The following is a 17550-nucleotide window of genomic DNA, read 5'->3' as shown; positions in this document are numbered from 1 at the left end:
TGCCAGCGCTCCGGTCTACAGGTGCTGTGGCACGCCGGAGGGCGCAGCCGGTCAGTGACCCTGCCGCCTCATGACGAACGCGCCAGCCAAGCCCGGTGAGAGGCGGGCGCTGTACGGATGAACAGTTAGTTGATCAATTGAGCCGGAAGGCTCAGAGGACCCGGGTGATCTGCTCGGCTGCGACGATCGTGTCCCGCTGCGCCGGGTCGAGGTTGGCGCTGATGACCACGGACGCGCCGGCGGAGAGCGGAGCGAGCAGCCACTTCAGCGGCTGCTCGTGCTCGGCCGCGTCGACCAGCAGTCGGTCACCGGCACGCAGGTCCAGCATCGCGGCGACCTCCTGGGCGAGCGCACCCCACTGACCGTAGGTCGTGCCGTCCGCGCTGGCCGGATCCGACGGGTGGATCGCGGAGTGGTCGGGCGTCGCCTCGCCGTAGCGGAGCACCTCGGCGGACCAGTCGAGCCAGCCCAGCGGCACGTCGGCGAGTCGCCCGGGGCCGATGCCGACGAGGTAGCGGTGCGTGGCGTCCGGCACGTCCTCCAGCCAGTCGTCCTGCCGTTCCGGCGTCACGAAGACCGCGTCGAACGGCCGGTCGCCGCCCGGTTCCAGCACGGGCAGGCCCGCGGTGGCGCGAGGCCGGACCGACACCGCCAGGCCGGATGCCCACGCGCCCAACAACACCGCTGCGGTACGCCAGTGCGCCGGCAACAACACCGCTACGCGGCTGCCCGGGCCGAGCCCGCAGCCGTCCCGCAGCATGCTCGCGCTGCGCGCCGCCCAGGAGCCGACCTGCTGTGCGGTCAGGTCGACCCGCTCGCCGGTCGCCTCGTCGCGGTAACTGACCAGCGGGCGCTCGGCGTCGGCGGACTCTGCCACCAGGTCGGCCGTGACGGTTGGCTGCATCTTCACGCTCCCCGAGTGCGACGTCGGCCTCACCCTACTCAACGACTTTGGTCGAACCCGTCGTCGGCCGATGGCCGTAGCGGCTGGCCGGCTGGCTCAAGAACGGTACGAGGTGACCCCCGAGGAGAGCGCCCATGCCGTCCGAGCCCCACCCCGCGACCGCCGACCCAACCGCGACCGCCGACCGCACTGCCACTACCGACCGCCTTCCGCTGCGCCGCCGGCTCCTGCCGGTGATCGCGTTGCTGCTGCTCGCGCCCTGGGCGGCGGAGTGCTCGTGGGGTGGCTTCGCCATCGGCGACTTCCTGCTGGTGCTGCTCATCCTGAGCCCGATGTACGGCGGCGCGGCGATCCTGATCCGGGAGACCGCCCGGCACCTCGGCGCGGGTTGGCCGACGATCGTGCTGCTCGCCGCCGCGTTCGGTGTGCTCCAGGCCGGCCTGGTCGACCAGTCGCTGTTCAACCCCGGCTTCCTGGACGACACGCAGTACGCCGACTCCCGCGCCGCCGCCGAGGCGACGCTGGTGCCGGGGCTCGAATTCAGCCTCCGTCAGGCCTTCGACTACGTGGGCAATCACATCGCGCTGACCATCTGCGCGCCGATCGTGCTCATCGAGTCGTTCCTCGGGGCGGATCGCCGGCGTCGGCCGTGGCTGGGCCGGCCCGGACTCGTCGTCGTCGGTCTGATCTACCTGCTGGGCAGTCTGCTGATCTTCTCCGACAGCAGCGGCCGGAAGGACTTCGTGGCCAGCCCGCTCCAGTTGACCTTCGCCGCAACCGTGGTCCTCGCCCTCGTCGCGGCCGCTCTGCTGCCCCGCTGGCGCCACCGGAGCCCCAGACCGGCCGAGCCGGGTACGCCCGGACGCGGACGCCGTGCACCGCACCCGCTCTGGGTGGGCGTGGTGGTGGTCCTCGTCCGATTCGGCACCGACCTGACGCCGGGCTGGCCAGGGGTGGCCATCGCGCTGGCGCTCGCGGCTGCGGTCGGAGGGCTGATCGCGTACTGGTCGTCGCGCACGGGTTGGGGACAGCGGCACGTTCTCGCCGCCGGCACGGCGAGCCTGGTCACCGCGGCCGCGTTCGCGTACCTGGTGCCGCCCTACTCGCCGGCGAGCCCGGCGGCGGCCCTGGCCGGTGACGTCGCGGTCACCGTCATCACGGTCGCCCTGATCGGCGGAGCGTGGTGGCGGCTGCGCCGTGCTTCGCCGAGTGTTCATGTCGGCGCAAGCTGACGCTCCCCCACAGGTGTCAGCCTCCGTGCGGGTACGACCTAACGGAGGAAGTCCTTGACACTCAGAAGAGCATTCACCGCGCTCACCGCAGCCGGTGTCGCCGCCGCCAGCCTGACCGGGGCCACCCCCGCGTCGGCCGGCGGACACCACCACCCGGGTACGTCGCTCGCCTTCGACCGGGTCGCCACGTACCCGGTGTTCCAGAACCGTCCGGCCGGTGAGGACCCGGCGACCGCGACGGTCGCCGAGATCTCGGCGGTCAGCGAGGACGGCCGCACCCTGATCCACACCGACGCGCTGGCCCGGCGCATCGGTTTCCTGGACATCTCCCGTGCCGACCGGCCGCGCGGCCTCGGCACACTCTCCCTGGCACAGCTCGGCAACGCCGAGGACGAGCCCACCTCGGTCGCCGTGGTCGGCAAATACGTGCTGGTGGTCGTGAACACCAGCAGCAGCTACACCGAGCCGTCCGGTCGGCTCGACGTGATCGAGCTGGCCAGCCGCAAGCGGGTGGCGAGCTTCGACCTCGGTGGTCAGCCCGACTCGATCGCGATCAGCAAGGACAAGCGGTACGCCGCGATCGCCATCGAGAACGAGCGCGACGAGGAGGCCACCCCGCCCGGCGGCGAGGAGGGCGACCTGCCCCAGGCCCCCGCCGGCTTCGTGCAGATCGTCGACCTGACCGGTAAGTCCCCGGCCGGTTGGCGGTTGCGGCCGGTCGCGCTGACCGGCGCCGGCGGGAGCGCGCTGCCCGCCCTGGTCCAGGCCGGTCTCGCCGCGCCGACCGACCCGGAGCCGGAGTACGTCTCGATCAACAGCCACAACCAGTTGGCCGTGACCCTGCAGGAGAACAACGGCGTCGCCCTGATCGACCTGCCCACCGGTCGGATCACCAAGGTGTTCAGCGCCGGCACCGCCACGATCAGCGGGATCGACACCGTGAAGGACGGTGTCATCGACCTGACCGGCAGCATCACCGACGTGCCGCGCGAGCCGGACGCGGTGGCCTGGGTCGACGACCGCTACCTGACCACGGCCAACGAGGGCGACTGGCACGGCGGCACCCGCGGCTGGTCGGTCTTCGACAGTCGCACCGGGCGCGTCGCCTGGGACGCCGGTAACACCTTCGAGCGGCTCGCCGTCACGTACGGCTTCCACAACGAGGACCGGGCCGGCAAGAAGGGCACCGAGCCGGAGGGTGTGGCCGTCGCCGAGTACGACGGCGTGCGGTACGCGTTCGTCGGCTCGGAGCGCAGCAACTTCGTCGCCGTCTACGACCTCAGCCGCCCGACGGCGCCGGTGTTCAAGCAGATCCTGCCGACCACGAACGGGCCGGAAGGGCTGCTGCCCATCCCGTCACGTGGGCTGCTCGCGGTCTCCAGCGAGGAGGACGACGCCTCGGTGAACGTCCGGGCCTCGGTGTCGCTGTTCCAACTCGGCAAGGGCACGCCGGCCTTCCCGAGCATCGTCTCCGACACCGACCGGGCCGGTACGCCGATCGGTTGGGGCGCCCTCGGCGCGCTGAGCGCGGTTCCGGGCAAGCGGGACCAGCTCTACAGCGTCACCGACGCGGCGTACAGCCAGACCCGCATCCTGACCATCGACGCGAAGCGGACCCCCGCCGTGATCACCGGCGCGCTGCCGGTGAAGGACGCGGCCGGCGTGCCGGTCGGGTACGACGCGGAGGGCATCTTCGCCCGCCCGCAGGGTGGCTTCTGGCTCGCCGTCGAGGGTGCCAAGGGTGCGGAGAACAAGCTGGTCCGGCTCGACGCCGCCGGGGTGACCCGGCAGACCGTCGCGCTGCCCGCCGAGGTCGCCGCCGGCCTGGCCAAGCAGGGCCTGGAGGGAGTCACCGCGACCACCGACCGGCAGGGTCGGGAGATCGTCTGGGTGGCCGTGCAGCGGGAACTGAGCACCGACCCGGCCGGGATCGTCCGGCTCGGTCGCTACGACGTCACGGCGGGCACCTGGAGCTGGTTCGGCTACCAGTTGGGCGCCACCACCGTGCCCGGCGACTGGATGGGCCTCTCCGAGATCACCATGGTCGGCGACCGGCTCGCGGTGATCGAGCGGGACAAGCTGAACGGCCCGGCTGCCACGGTCAAGCGGATCTACACGGTGCCGCTGCCGGGTGCCGCGGCGACCGGCCCGCTGACGGTGCTGCCGAAGACCCTCGCGGTCGACGTGCTGCCCGCGCTGCGCGCCACCAACGGCTGGACCCAGGAGAAGTTGGAGGGTCTGACCGTGGCCGGCAACGGCGAGGTGTACGCGATCACCGACAACGACGCGGTCCAGGACGCGACCGGCGAGACCGTGCTCCTGCGCCTCGGCTCCAGCCGGAAGGTCTTCGGACACCGCTGATCCGTCATGCGCCTCGGCCCGGCGTCCACACTGGTGGACGCCGGGCCTCGCGGGTCTACGCCTTGACCAGCACGACGTCGGTCGGGCGCTTGACCGTCACCTCGACGCCGTAGTCGAACAGTTCGAGAGTCGAGTCGACCGTCCCGGTGTCGAGTCGGCCCTTCAGCGTCGACTGCCAGGTGAAGGTGAACGCCACCTTGGCGATCCGGCCGTCGCCGTCCAGCGTGACGTCGCCGGCCGTGCTGCTCGACCCGTCCTTGTCGGTCGTGCTGTAGGTGAAGTGCAGCGTGCCGTCCGGGTTCTCGGTGACGGTCGCGTTCTCCCGCTTCAACGCTGCGAACAGGGCGGCCGGGTCGGGCTCGGCGGCGCCCAGGACCCCGTTCCCGTCCGCGTAGAGGGAGAGCCGGTCGTACTTCCCCGGGTACTGCCCGTACCGGCCGTACGTCTCGCCCGGGCCCTTGTCCGCCGGCAGCTTGCCCAGCGGTCGTTCCCCACCCTCGTAGCGGGTGCCGTCGATCAGCAGCTCGGTCATGACCGAGTCGTCCTGCGGCGCGCGGACGTAGCCGGTGGCGGTCCTCGGGTCGAACGCGCCCTCATAGGTCAGCCCGCCCGGGCCCGAGTTGGTCAGCCGCATCCGGTAACTGATGTTCTCGCTGGCCGCGGCGGCCGAGACCAGCCGCATCGCCGGCGGGACCGACTCCGGCCGCGCGGCCTCCACGGTGACGCCGGGACTGCTCGGCGGGGAGTTCGTCGTCACCGTCACGGCAGTGCCGACGCCCAGCGCCAACAACGCGCACGTCGTACCGACCAGCGCGGTGGTCCGGCGTCGGCGGCCCCGCCGACCGCGATCGATCAGCGCCCCCACCGGAGGTGCGGAGTCCGTTGCGCCGTCGACGATGTCGTGCAGCCCTTGGACGAGACGGTCATCGATGTTGTTCATGACTATCACCTGCTTACCGGGTCGAAGGATTCTTCAAGGAGGTGGCGAAGCTTGCCCAGCGCGCGGGCGTTCTGGCTCTTGACCGTGCCGAGCGAACAACCCAGCACCTGGGCGACCTCGCGCTCGCTCAGGTCCTCGTAGTGGCGGAGCACCACCACCGCTCGCTGCTTCGCCGTCAGCGACATCAGCGCCCGGCGCAGGACGACCGCGTCCGGGCCGATGACGTCCGCCGGGGTGGCCCGGTCGGGGACGTCCGCGAAGAGACTCTCGCGTCGACGCCGCCGCCAACTGGACGTGTGGTTGTTGACCAGGGCCCGGCGTAGGTAGGCGTGTGGGTCACCGAGCCGGGACAGCCGCCGCCACCGCTCGTAGACCTTGACCAGGCTGTCCTGGAGCAGCTCCTCGGCTCGCCACCGGTCGCCGCTGAGCAGCATGGCCAGCCGGATATGTCGCTGCCACGCCACCTCGACGAACGCGACGTAGGACCGGTCCGCCGCGGAAAGTGGGTTCTGTTGGTCGGTCACGCGCCTTACACGCCGGTAGGTCACCGGAGGTTGTCACGTCTCCCGGAAGTTGTCGGCAGCCGTCAGCGCACCGGCAGTTCCGGGCCGCCGTCCAGCAGTGGAGCGAGCAGGTCGTCGTACTCCTCGACCCGGGCCAGGACCTCGGCGGCGACGAACTGGCGGACGGCCGGCTTCCGGCCGCGGGCGCCGGCCTCGACCTCGTCCCAGGTCAGCGGCGTCGACACCGATGGCACCGACTGGGCTCGCAGCGAGTACGGCGCCACCGTCGTCTTCGCCGCGTTGTTCTGACTCCAGTCGATGAAGACCTTGCCGGGGCGCAGGTTCTTCGCCATCTTCGACACGATCAGCTTCGGGTGGGCCTGCTCCAACTCCTGCGCGATCCGCCGGGCGTAGGTGGAGACGTCATCGGAGGACTGAGTGCCGGCAATCGGGCAGCAGAGCTGCATGCCCTTCTTGCCCGACGTCTTCGGGTACGACTCGACCCCGTCGAGAGCGAGGCGGTCGCGCATCAACACCGCCACCGGGCAACACTCGGCGAGCCCGGCCGGCGGCCCCGGGTCCAGGTCGACCACCAGCATGTCCGGGTGCTCGCCGACCTTCCACTGCGGCGTGTGCAGCTCCAGCGCGGCCAGGTTGGCCAGCCACACCAGGGTGGGGAGATCGTCGGCGACCACGTAGTCGATGGTCTCCCGGCCCTTGGTCGACCCGGGGGCGGGCAGATTCTCCACGCGTACCCAGTCCGGGGTCGCCGCCGGCGTGTTCTTCTCGAAGAACGACTTGTCGTCCACCCCGTTGGGGAAGCGGATCCGGGTGACCGGTCGGTCCCGCAGGTGCGGCAGCAGCACCGGCGAGATCCGCGTGTAGTAGTCGATCACCTCGCCCTTGGTGAAGCCGGCCGCCGGATAGAGCACCTTGTCCAGGTTGGACAGCTCCAGCGGGCGACCCTCGACGTCCACCCTCAGCCGCTCAGCCGGCATCGTCGACCTCCTCCGGAGGCTTGTCCGGACGCAACCGCAGCACCCGGGGGAAGCGCAGCCGGCCGTCGGGGGTGCGTTGGCCGTACTTCACCTCCACCACCACCCGGGGGCTTACCCAGATGGCGCTCCGGGCATCCTCGCGCGGCACACCCGGCGCGAACGGTGACACGCCGGAGCGCAGCGGCTCCAGCTCGGCGAGGAGTTGCCGTTCGATGGCGGCGCCGATCCCGCCGCCCACCCGACCCCGGTAGATCAACCGGCCGTCCGGGCCGGGCACCCCGACCAGCAGCCCGCCGATCCGGCGCGCGCCCGGCCGCCAGCCGCCGATGACGAAGTCGCCGGTCACCTCCAGCTTGACCTTCACCCAGTCCGGAGAGCGCACCCCCGGGCGGTAGACGGCGGCTACCCGCTTGGCCATCACGCCTTCCAGACCGTGCTCGCCGGCCGCGTCGTAGGTCGCCGGGCCGTCGGCGAACATCGGCGGCACCGCCCACCGGGCGCCGCCGAGCGCGAGCCCTTCCAGGGCCTCGCGGCGTCGCTCGTACGACCAGCCGGTCAGGTCGTCGCCGTTCAACCTCAGCAAGTCGAAGATCATGTACGTGACCGGCATGACCGCGGCCAACCGGGCCGCCTTGTTCCGGTCCCGCACGTGCATCCGCTCGGCCAACGCGGTGAACGACGGCTGACCGCCCTCCCCCAACAGCACCACCTCGCCGTCGAGCAACGCGTCGTCGACCTGCTCGGGCAGAGTGGCCAGCTCCGGGTACGCGGCGGTGATCTCCACGCCGGAGCGGGCGTACAGGTGCTGACCACCGCCGGAGATGTCGGCGAGCGCGCGGACCCCGTCCCACTTGAACTCGTACGCCCAGCCGTCACCCGCCGGGAGCGGCCCGGTCATCGCGAGCATCGGCTTGAGCGGCGCGCCGGGCACGACCCGACTGTAGTAGCAGGCCGAACACCTCGCGTCAGGTTCTTTCGGATGCGAGCATGGTCGATACCAGCGAAGGGAGCGCAGGATGCGTGCCATCTGGAAGGGAGCCGTGTCGTTCGGGCTCGTCTCGATCGGGGTGAAGCTCTACTCCGCGACCGAGGAGAAGGACATTCGGTTCCACCAGGTGCACCGTGAGGACGGCGGCCGGATCCGCTACAAGCGCACCTGCTCGGTCTGCGGCGAGGAGGTCACCTACGACGACATCGCCAAGGGCTACGACATCGGCGGCGGCGAGATGGTGATCCTCACCGACGAGGATTTCGCCGACCTGCCGCTGACCAGCTCACGCGCGATCGACGTGCTGGAGTTCGTCCCGGCCGAGCAGGTCGACCCGATCCTCTACAACAAGGCGTACTTCCTGGAGCCGGAGGGCACGGCGACCAAGCCGTACGTGCTGCTGCGCGACGCGCTGATCGACTCGGAGCGGGTGGCCATCGTCAAGGTGGCGCTGCGCCAGCGGGAGCAGCTCGCCACGCTCCGGGTCCGCGAGGGTGTGCTGCTGCTCAACACCATGCTCTGGCCGGACGAGATCCGTAACCCGGGTTTCGGTTTCCTCGACGAGGACCTCAAGGTGCGCCCGCCGGAACTGGCGATGGCCAGCTCCCTGATCGACTCGATGACCGGCGAGTTCGAGCCGGACGTCTTCACCGACGACTACCGGGCGGCGCTGCAGGAGGTCATCGACGCCAAGGTGGAGGGCCGGGAGGTCGTCCAGCCCGAGGAGGCCGAGGAGGCGCCGGCCGCCGCGGTGGACCTGATGGCCGCGTTGAAGGCCTCGGTGGAGCGCGCCAAGGCTGCCCGGGGCGAGCAACCCGCACGCGGTGGTGGCGGTGGCGGCGAGCCGACACCCATCTCGTCGGCCCGGTCGGCCAAGAAGGCGGCCGAGAAGAAGGCGGCCAAGGCACCGGCGAAGAAGACAGCGGCGAAGAAGACCGCCGAGAAGAAGACCGCCGAGCCGGCGAAGAAGACGGCCGCCAAGAAGACCACCGCGAAGAAGGCCGAGCCGGCGAAGAAGACGGCCGCGCGCAAGACCGCACCCCGCAAGAGCGCCTGACCGTACGGCAGCGACGGCGGTGTCCGCCGGGCCGGGTACGCTCCGCCGGCCGCTGGTCACCGGAGGAGCCCTCATGCCGTACACCCCTGATCTGGACCGGTTGCTGACGCCCGGTGCCCGCTTCACCGATGAGCATGGCGCGTACCTGATCGAGGCCCACCCGGTGGGCGACATCGTGTTGCCGACCGGCCGGGTGGTCGGGTGTGACCCGCTGGTCTGCCCGGAGGCCGAGCCGTTCACGGTGACCGTGCCGCCGGGGCGGCATTCCGCGCGCGCCTGGGTGGCCGTGGTGCTCCGCGAGGACGCCGAGGTGGACCGGCGGGTGGCCGCACTGGAGCTGGTGGTCTCCGACGAGCCGACCACCCGCTGGGAGCTGGCCGTCGCTGGCGACCAGGACATCGCCACGCTCGGCGCGGACGACTACTTCGGGTACGGGGTGGACGCGGGCGCCGGCACCCTCGCCGACCCGACGGCGCTCGCCGCCCTGGAGGGCTGGGACGAAGACCGGGTCGAGGAGGTCTTCATCCCGGCCGAGTTGCCCGCGTCGCCGGTCCCGGGGCTGATCACCGCTGTTCTGGACGAGGCCAGCGGCGCCAACGTGGTGACCGTGGCCACCGGCTGGGGCGACGGCTGCTACGGCACCTGGATCGGGCGGGCCGCCGACGGCCGGGTGACGTCGTTCGTGACCGACTTCATGGTGGTCCCGGAATAACCGCCCGCGCAGGCCTCGGTACTGCTGTCCTGGGCGATTTGGCGGGTCCGCGGCAGGCACAGGGGGCCGCGGTGCGGGTACCGTGTGCGTCGGCCTTCCCCCCGGCACCGGGTGCCGGCACACCTTCGCATCAGGGAGTCGACGACGTGAGCGAGCGGACGCAGCAGAACCGGTCGGCAGGCCAGGACCAGAGCCCGGCGACCAAGTCGGGCCGCCGGCTGGCCGCCCAGTTGGCAGCGAAGAAGGCGGCCGACCGGAGGCGGAAGCGCAACGCGGTGATCAGCAGCCTCGCCGCCGTCGCCGTGGCCGCGGTGCTGATCGGTGTCTTCGTGGCGATCGGCGGGGGCGACGACAAGCCCAAGACCCAGGCCGACGCGACCCCGTCCGCCTCGGCCCCGGCCCCCGACGCGGCCGGCGCGCCCCCCGCCCCGCAGCTGCCGGCAGGCGCCGACCCGGCGCTGGGCAGCAAGCCGACGGTGGAGGCGGGCAAGGGTGACCTCAAGAAGCTCACGGTCACCCCGCTGATCAAGGGGACCGGCCCGGCGGTGCAGAAGGGTCAGACCATCACCACCAACTACCTGGGCGTGTTCTACAAGGACGGCAAGGAGTTCGACTCCTCCTGGAGCTCCGGCCAGCCGGCCTCCTTCCCGATCGGCGTGGGTCAGGTCATCCCCGGTTGGGACCAGGGTCTGGTCGGCGTGACCGTGGGCAGCCGGGTGCAGCTCGACATCCCGGGCGAGCTGGCGTACGGCAACGACGCCGCCGCCGCCGGTGGGCGCCCGACCGGCCCGCTGCGCTTCGTGGTGGACGTGCTCGCCGCCCAGTGACCTGTCCGGATCGCCCCGGTTGTCGCCGGGGCGCGATGGAGTTGTTCACATGGGGCTTCCGGCCCGTCACCCAGCGGCAGTAGGTTCGGCGTCACCCCGGGCGGTTCGCCGCCCGGGGTGAGCATCCGGGACCGCAACGCGGAGGTGCATGTGACGGCGCTGGACGAGCCTGGGCGGACCGCCCGGTTGATGTGGGCGCATTTCGAGCCGGTGCACGCGGTCACCTACCTGCACCCCCGGGCCCGTGCCGCGTACGAGGCGGTCGGGTTGCGCGGCTACTGGCGGGGTTACTTCGCCGGTCGCGCCGCGCCGCTGGGTGCCGTAGAGGCCGCCCCGGTGATCGCCGTCTTCTTCAACTTCGCGCCGCCGATGGTGGCCCGCGCGCTGCCGGCGGTGTGGCGCCTGGCCACCCCGCAGGAGGCGCTGCGCGCCCGCCTGACCGGCGCGGTGCAGGCGCTCGCCGAGCTGACCTACGAGCTGCCGGAGACGCATCTGGCCGAGGCCGCCGACCTGTTGGTCCGGGCCGCCTCGGCGGTGCAGACGGGCGGCCGGGTGCTCGGCGCGGTCAACGCGGCGCAACCGGTCGGCGAATATCCCCTCGCTCAGCTCTGGCAGGCTGCCACCACGCTGCGCGAGCACCGGGGCGACGGGCACGTGGCGGCGCTGGTGGCCGCCGGGCTGGACCCGGTGGAGACGCTGGCCTGGCGGGTGGCATCGGACGGCACGGCACCGCAGTACCTGCTGGGCCGGGGCTGGACCGAGGAGCAGTGGCACGCCGCCCACGAGCGGCTGGTGCAGCGGGGCTGGCTGACCCCCGACGGCACGGCGACCGAGCACGGCCAGGCCGAGTTCCAGGCCGTCGAGGACGCCACCGACCGGGCTGCCGCGCACCCGTGGGAGGCACTCGGCCAGGACGGCACCGACCGGCTACGCGAGCTGCTGGAGCCGATTGCCCGGTCCTGCCACGCGGCGATCCCGCCGGAGAGCCCGATCGGGCTGCCCGCGCTGCCCGGCTGACCGGGCACCCACCGGTCGGGCAGGATGGGCCCGTGGCAGATGCGGTGGTCTTCGACCTGGACGGCGTGATCGTGGATTCCGAGCCGGTGTGGGAGGAGGTCCGCCGGGCGTACGTGGCGGCGCACGGCGGGACGTGGCAGCCGGACACGCAACGCCGCCTGATGGGGATGAGCACGGGAGAGTGGGCCCACTACCTCAGCGGCGAGCTGGGCGTTGACCGCACCGCGGCGCAGGTCGCCGACGAGGTGGTCGAGGAGATGACCCGGCGTTACCGGGACCACGTACCGCTGATCGCCGGCGCCGACGAGGTCGTGCGCCGGCTGGCCGCGCGGTGGCCGCTGGGGTTGGCCAGCTCGTCGCCGACCCGGCTCATCGAGGCGGCGCTGGCCGCCACCGGCCTGACCGACGCGTTCGACGCGACCCTCTCCACCGAGCAGACCGAGCGGGGCAAGCCCGCGCCGGACGTGTACCTGACCGTCGCGCAGCGCCTCGACATGGATCCGACCCGCTGCGTGGCCGTGGAGGACTCCTCCAACGGGGTGCGCTCGGCCGCCGCCGCGAGGATGCGGGTGGTGGCGGTGCCGCACGGTTCGTACCCTCTCGACCCGGACGCCGCCCGGCTGGCCGTGGTGACGCTGGGCGCGATCGGTGAGCTGACCCCGGAGCTGGTGGACGACCTGGGTTGACGCGGGCCGAGCCGGGTAGAGACCACGGATGAAGGCCATCGTGTACGAGCGCAACGGCGACCCTTCGGTGCTTGATCTGGTCGACCGGCCGGTGCCGGAGCCGGGTGCCGGCGAGGTGCTGGTGCGGATGGCGGTCTCCGGGGTGAACCCGACCGACTGGAAGTCCCGCCGCAACTCCCCGCCGAACGGCTGGCAGATCCCCGGACAGGACGGCGCGGGGGTGGTGGAGGCGGTCGGCGAGGGGGTCGACCGTGAGCTGATCGGCGAGCGCGTCTGGATCTGGGAGGCGGCCTATCAGCGGCCGTGGGGCACCGCCGCGGAGTACACGCTGGTGCCGGTCCGACAGGCGGTACGCCTCGGTGACGCGTCGTTCGAGGTGGGGGCTGCCCTGGGCATCCCGTTCCTCACCGCGCACCGCTGTCTCACCGCCGGCGAGTACATGCCGGACGCGCTGCGCGCCGGTGCGCTGGCCGACCACACCGTGCTGGTGCAGGGCGGTGCGGGTGCGGTCGGCAACGCCGCGATCCAGCTCGCCCGTTGGGCTGACGCCACGGTGGTCGCGACGGTTAGCAGTGCGGAGAAGGCGCAGCTCGCGGCGGCGGCGGGCGCTTCCTACGTCATCAACTACCGGGAACAGAACGTGGTCGAGGAGGTCCGCAAGATCGCCCCCGACGGGGTGCACACCATCGTCGAGGTGGCCCCCGCCCGCAACGCCTCGATCGACGTGCAGGTGCTGCGGCACGGCGGCGCGGTCTGCATGTACGCCGACGACGGCGGGAGCGAGGTGAGCATCCCGATCCGGGCGATGATGGCGCCGAACGCGCGCTGGCAGTTCGTGCTGGTCTACACGGAGCCGAGGGCGGCCAAGGCGCAGGGCGTGAAGGACGTGGCCGCGGCGGCCAACCAGGGTGCCGTCCGCGTCGGCGCGGACGCCGGCCTGCCGCTGCACCACTACTCCCTGGCCGATACGGCCGCCGCGCACCAGGCGGTGGAGGACTCGACGGTGGGCAAGGTGCTCATCACCACCAGCGACGCCTGATCCGGTCGCTGACCACCCAATTTCCCCGTCATCGGGACAAAGGCGAACAAGTTTCGCAACAATAACGGTGCGGGTCGCCCCGCGTGGAACGGGCGGCCCCGGCGCGGTGCGAACGCCGGGGCCGCCCCTGCGGAGGAATGTTCCAGGAGCACTCCACCCGAACAGGCGGCAGTGCTTGAGAAAACGTTACGGGGCGGAAAGCTCCTGGACGGTCAGCTCGCCCTCGGCGTACCGCGAACGGACGACCTTCTTGTCGAACTTGCCCACGCTGGTCTTCGGCACCGTGTCGATGAACGCCCAGCGCTCGGGCAACTGCCAGCGAGCCACCGAGCCGGCCAGGAAGTCCCGGAGCTCCTCCGCGGTCACCGATGCGCCCTCCCGCACGACCACGGTGGCCAACGGTCGCTCGTCCCACCGCTCGTCCGGCACACCCACCACGCACGCCTCCAGCACCGCCGGGTGGGCCATCAGCGCGTTCTCCAACTCCACCGACGAAATCCACTCACCCCCGGACTTGATCACGTCCTTGGCGCGGTCGGTCAGCATGATGTAGCCATCCGGCGAGAGCGTGCCCACGTCGCCGGTACGCAGCCAGCCGTCGCGGAACTTCTCCTCGTCCGGGGCGTCGTCACCGACGTACCGGGCGGTCACCCACGGCCCACGGACCTCCAGCTCACCCACGGACTTTCCGTCGGCGGGCAACGGCTCGCCCGACGGGCCGACGATCCGCGCCTGCACGCCCGCCGGCACCCGCCCCTGCGTGTAGCGGTACCGCCACGCCTGCTCGCCGGTCGCACCGGCCGGCGGACGCGAGACCGACCCCAGCGGGGACATCTCGGTCATCCCCCAGGCGTGGATGACGTCGATACCGTGCCGCTCGTCGAACGCGTGCATCAGCGCCGGCGGGCAGGCCGACCCGCCCACGATCACCTCGGTGAGCGACGAGGTGTCCACATCGTGAGTGTCCAGGTAGGCCAGCAGATCGGTCCAGATGGTCGGCACCGCCCCGGCCAGCGTGGGCCGCTCGGCGGCGATCATCTCGGCGATCGGCGCGGCCTGGAGGAACCGGTCCGGCATGATCAGCGACGCGCCGGAGAGAAAGGCCGCGTACGGCAGACCCCACGACATGGCGTGGAACATCGGCACGATGGCCAGCTCCCGGTCGGTCGGCCCGAGCCCGAAACCCTCCGGCATGCAGACCTGCAACGAGTGCAGGTAGATGGACCGGTGCGAGTAGGCCACACCCTTCGGGTTGCCGGTGGTGCCCGAGGTGTAGCAGAGCGCCGCGGCGTCGCGCTCGTCCACCTCGGGCCAGTCGTACACCTCGGGCCGGTCGGCGAGCAGCGCGTCCCAGTGGTGCACGGTGATCCGGGCTCCGGCCGCCGCCACCAGCGGGGCCGGGTCGCCGCCGCCGACCACCACCACGTGCCGCACCGTGGTCAACTCGCCGATCACCCGGGCCAGTAGCGGGATGAGCGTGCTGTCGACCAGCACCACCCGGTCCTCGGCGTGGTTGGCGATGTAGACGACCTGGTCGGGAAAGAGTCGGATGTTGAGCGTGTGCAGCACGGCACCCATGCTCGGCACCGCGAAGTAGGCCACCAGGTGCTCGTTGTTGTTCCACATGAACGTGGCGACCCGCTCGTCGCCGGTCACCCCGCACTCGTCACGCAGCGCGTGTGCCAGCCGCGCAGCGGCGCGGCCCACCTCGGCGTACGTCATCCGGCGGGGCTCGGCGCCGGTCCAGGTGACCACCTCGGCCGTGCCGTGCACTCCTGCGCCGTGTTCGAGGATCCGGGAGACCTGCAGAGGGGCGTCCATCATCGTGCTACGCATGGGTAACAAGCTAGTGTCGGCGGTCACACGTTGGGAACCCCCGTAAATTGTCGCAGGTGAGCATCTCCTGGGCCGACTCGTACGTGGGGCAGTTGCGCGCGCTCGCCGGGGATCGGACGCTGATGTTCGTCGGCGCCCGTGCCGTGGTCAGCGACAACGCTGGACGCATCCTGCTGATCCAACGCTCGGACAACGGCCAGTGGGCCATGCCGGCCGGGGCGATGGAGTTGGGCGAGTCGATCGCCGACTGCGCGGTGCGCGAGGTCCGCGAGGAGACCGGGCTGCGCGCGCTGCGGGTCTGCGCGTTCGCCCTCTACACCGGCCCGGACCGGACCAGCACCAACATGTACGGGCACACGTACCAGGTCTTCACGACGGCCTTCAAGGTGGAGGAGTGGGACGGGCAACTGGCCCGGGCCACCGACGAGACCACCGACGCCGGCTTCTTCCCCCGGGACCGGTTCCCCGCCCCACTCTCCGCCTCGGTCGCCGAAACGCTTGCCGACCTGGACGTCTTCGAGCAGACCAACCGGCTGATCCTCAAGTAGGTAAGCCCCGGGGTCACCGACCCCGAGGCCATGCCTCACTGCGGGTAGCGGAGCCCGGCGAAGAACCCTTCCTGGATCCAGTTCGGGTACGCGACCGGCAGCTTGGTGACCTCGTCCAGTTCGGCGAGATCCTGCGCGGTCAGCGTGAGGTCCGAGGCGGCGATGTTGTCCACCAGTTGCTCATGCTTGCGGGCCCCGACGATCACGCTGGTCACGGCCGGCCGGGACAGCAGCCAGGCGACCGCCGCCCGGGCCGGGCTGACCTCGTGCCGCTCGGCAACGCCCTTGAGCACGTCGACCACGCCGAAGGCGGTGTCGGGGTCGAACGGCGTGAAGCTGGCGTAGCCAGGCTGGGCGCTGCGGGCGCCACTGTCGGCGACGGCGCCGTCCCGGCTGACCTTGCCGGAGAGGAACCCACCGGCGAGCGGGCTCCACACGGTCAGCCCGATGCCCGCGTCGAGCGCCATCGGCACCACGTCGCGCTCGACGTCCCGACCCAGCAGGGAGTAGTACTCCTGCACCGAGACGAAGCCGGCCAGCTTCTCCCGGGCGGAGATTCCCAGCGCCTTGGACAGTTGCCAGGCGGCGAAGTTGGCGGCGCCGATGTAGCGGACCTTGCCCTGCCGGACCGCGTCGTCCAACGCGCGCAGCATCTCCTCCATGGGAGTGACCTGGTCGAAGTTGTGGATCTGGTACAGGTCGATGTGGTCGGTGCCCAGCCGGCGCAGGCTGTCCTCCAGGTTCTGCATGATGTGCAGCCGGGAGGTGCCGACGTCGTTCGGGCCGGGACCGGTCCGCGAGTGCACCTTGGTGGCCAGCACCACGTCGCGACGCCGCTTGCCGAGCGCCTTGCCGAGCAACTCCTCGCTCTCGCCGTCGCTGTAGCCGTCGGCGGTGTCGACGAAGTTGACCCCGGCGTCCAGCGCGGTGTCGACCAGCCGCTGCACCTCGGGCAACGCCAGCCCGCCAAGGGTGCCCCAGAGCGGGTGCCCGCTACCGCCGAAGGTCATCGCGCCGAGTGAGATCTCCGAGACGTAGACCCCGGTGGTGCCCAACAGCCGGTACTTCACGGTTTTCGCTCCTCGTGATGGGTTGGAGGCCAAGTCCGGGCACTCCATCGGTCACTATGTCGGACAACATGTCCGGCAACGAGCGTACGTCGCCGACCTGCCCAACGGCCACCTAAGATCTCGGCTATGCCCTCGATCACCCGCCGCCGCCCGAGCAACCCCGACGGGCGAGCCGCCGTCGAAGCACGGGTCCTGGCGGCCACCGAGCGGCTGCTTCAGGAGGGGGTCCGCTTCACCGATCTGGGTGTCCAACGGATCGCCGCCGAGGCGGGGGTGGCGCGGTCGACCTTCTACACCCACTTCCGGGACAAGAGCGAGTTGCTCATGCGCCTCGCCGGCACCATGCGGGAGAGCTCCTTCGACCGGACCGGCGGCTGGGACCCGGGCGGGCCCGGCGATCAACTCGCAGTGCTCACCGAGGTCTTCTCCGACGTGATCCGGATCTACCGGACGTACGCCCCGGTGCTGGCGGCGATCAGCGAGGTCGCCGCGTACGACGAGGTGGTCCGGGAGTACTGGACCGCCGGGCTGGAGCGGTTCGTGGCGCGCACCGTGCAGGTGCTCCGCGTCGAGCAGCAGGCCGGGCGCACCCCCACGAGCCTCGACGCGGAGACCGCGAGTCGACTGATCGTGTACGGCGGTGACCGTTTCCTCGCCGACCACGTCAGCACGACCTCGGCCGACCCCGAGACCGATGCCGCGGCCGCCCGCGAGCTGGCCGCAACCTGGTGGTACGGCGCGTACCGCCGCCCCAACTGACCCCGACCGCTCGCCCAACCCGCACGACCGGCGAGCCGGGCGCTTGATCGACACCAGGTCGCCGGTGTGGGGG

General features: G+C 71.5%; 17 protein-coding genes. 10 read left to right on the top strand and 7 right to left on the bottom strand.

Translation table 11 applies throughout. The annotated features are described in order from the left end of the window. Positions 1-151: 151 nt before the first annotated feature. Positions 152-904: a TIGR03089 family protein gene (locus HNR20_RS16510; RefSeq protein ID WP_184180849.1), complete on the bottom strand. Its 753-nt coding sequence runs from the start codon at positions 902-904 to the stop codon at positions 152-154. A 134-nt stretch (positions 905-1038) separates the two neighbouring features. Here HNR20_RS16510 and HNR20_RS16505 point away from each other — a divergent pair, with 134 nt between their 5' ends. Next, complete coding sequence (locus HNR20_RS16505; protein ID WP_184180846.1) at positions 1039-2136, top strand: hypothetical protein; 1098 nt, start codon at positions 1039-1041, stop codon at positions 2134-2136. A 54-nt stretch (positions 2137-2190) separates the two neighbouring features. Further along, positions 2191-4497 (top strand): esterase-like activity of phytase family protein, encoded by a 2307-nt coding sequence (locus tag HNR20_RS16500; protein WP_184180844.1) that lies wholly within the window; start codon positions 2191-2193, stop codon positions 4495-4497. 55 nt (positions 4498-4552) lie between these two features. Here HNR20_RS16500 and HNR20_RS16495 read toward each other — a convergent pair whose 3' ends face one another. From HNR20_RS16495 to ligD (HNR20_RS16480), 4 genes are all read right to left on the bottom strand, one after another. Continuing rightward, positions 4553-5437 (bottom strand): hypothetical protein, encoded by an 885-nt coding sequence (locus HNR20_RS16495; RefSeq protein WP_184180842.1) that lies wholly within the window; start codon positions 5435-5437, stop codon positions 4553-4555. 5 nt (positions 5438-5442) lie between these two features. Beyond that, positions 5443-5961, bottom strand: a complete 519-nt coding sequence (locus HNR20_RS16490; protein ID WP_184180840.1) for a SigE family RNA polymerase sigma factor — start codon at positions 5959-5961, stop codon at positions 5443-5445. A 62-nt stretch (positions 5962-6023) separates the two neighbouring features. Next, positions 6024-6938, bottom strand: coding sequence for a non-homologous end-joining DNA ligase (gene ligD / locus HNR20_RS16485; RefSeq protein ID WP_184180838.1), 915 nt, complete (start codon positions 6936-6938; stop codon positions 6024-6026). After that, positions 6928-7869: a non-homologous end-joining DNA ligase gene (gene ligD / locus HNR20_RS16480; RefSeq protein ID WP_184180836.1), complete on the bottom strand. Its 942-nt coding sequence runs from the start codon at positions 7867-7869 to the stop codon at positions 6928-6930. Before ligD (HNR20_RS16480) ends, ligD (HNR20_RS16485) begins: the two co-directional genes overlap by 11 nt. Positions 7870-7954: 85 nt before the next feature. On the opposite strand from ligD (HNR20_RS16480), the gene ku reads away from it, so the two are divergent. The 6 genes from ku to HNR20_RS16450 all read left to right on the top strand — a co-directional run bounded on the left by ku (position 7955) and on the right by HNR20_RS16450 (position 13264). Continuing rightward, positions 7955-8983 carry a non-homologous end joining protein Ku gene (ku, locus tag HNR20_RS16475; RefSeq protein WP_184180834.1) on the top strand — a complete coding sequence of 343 codons (1029 nt, stop codon included), beginning with the start codon at positions 7955-7957 and terminating at the stop codon, positions 8981-8983. Between the two features lie 73 nt (positions 8984-9056). After that, the gene (locus HNR20_RS16470) at positions 9057-9695 is read left to right on the top strand and encodes a DUF4241 domain-containing protein (protein WP_184180832.1); all 639 of its coding nucleotides are present in this window, start codon (positions 9057-9059) and stop codon (positions 9693-9695) included. A 146-nt stretch (positions 9696-9841) separates the two neighbouring features. Beyond that, positions 9842-10522, top strand: coding sequence for an FKBP-type peptidyl-prolyl cis-trans isomerase (locus HNR20_RS16465; protein WP_184180830.1), 681 nt, complete (start codon positions 9842-9844; stop codon positions 10520-10522). A gap of 189 nt (positions 10523-10711) precedes the next feature. Next, positions 10712-11539, top strand: coding sequence for an SCO6745 family protein (locus HNR20_RS16460; protein ID WP_184188547.1), 828 nt, complete (start codon positions 10712-10714; stop codon positions 11537-11539). Positions 11540-11571: 32 nt separating this feature from the next. Next, entirely contained in the window at positions 11572-12225 is a 654-nt protein-coding gene (locus tag HNR20_RS16455; protein WP_184180828.1) for an HAD family hydrolase, read from the top strand. Between the two features lie 28 nt (positions 12226-12253). Continuing rightward, complete coding sequence (locus HNR20_RS16450) at positions 12254-13264, top strand: NADPH:quinone reductase (RefSeq protein ID WP_184180826.1); 1011 nt, start codon at positions 12254-12256, stop codon at positions 13262-13264. 186 nt (positions 13265-13450) lie between these two features. Here HNR20_RS16450 and HNR20_RS16445 read toward each other — a convergent pair whose 3' ends face one another. Then, positions 13451-15100 carry a fatty acid--CoA ligase gene (locus HNR20_RS16445; RefSeq protein WP_229687013.1) on the bottom strand — a complete coding sequence of 550 codons (1650 nt, stop codon included), beginning with the start codon at positions 15098-15100 and terminating at the stop codon, positions 13451-13453. 56 nt (positions 15101-15156) lie between these two features. On the opposite strand from HNR20_RS16445, the gene HNR20_RS16440 reads away from it, so the two are divergent. After that, on the top strand, positions 15157-15648 hold the full coding sequence (locus HNR20_RS16440) for an NUDIX domain-containing protein (protein ID WP_184180824.1): 492 nt from the start codon (positions 15157-15159) through the stop codon (positions 15646-15648). Between the two features lie 35 nt (positions 15649-15683). On the opposite strand, the gene HNR20_RS16435 is transcribed toward HNR20_RS16440, so the two are convergent. Next, positions 15684-16718 (bottom strand): aldo/keto reductase, encoded by a 1035-nt coding sequence (locus tag HNR20_RS16435; protein WP_184180822.1) that lies wholly within the window; start codon positions 16716-16718, stop codon positions 15684-15686. Between the two features lie 126 nt (positions 16719-16844). On the opposite strand from HNR20_RS16435, the gene HNR20_RS16430 reads away from it, so the two are divergent. Next, positions 16845-17477 (top strand): TetR/AcrR family transcriptional regulator, encoded by a 633-nt coding sequence (locus HNR20_RS16430; RefSeq protein WP_184180820.1) that lies wholly within the window; start codon positions 16845-16847, stop codon positions 17475-17477. Positions 17478-17550 lie beyond the last annotated feature (73 nt).

Origin of the sequence: Micromonospora parathelypteridis (assembly GCF_014201145.1) — a bacterium.
Taxonomy (GTDB): Bacteria; Actinomycetota; Actinomycetes; order Mycobacteriales; family Micromonosporaceae; genus Micromonospora; species Micromonospora parathelypteridis.
Note: the sequence above shows the minus strand (reverse complement) of the source record. Positions and strands in the feature narration are given on the sequence as shown.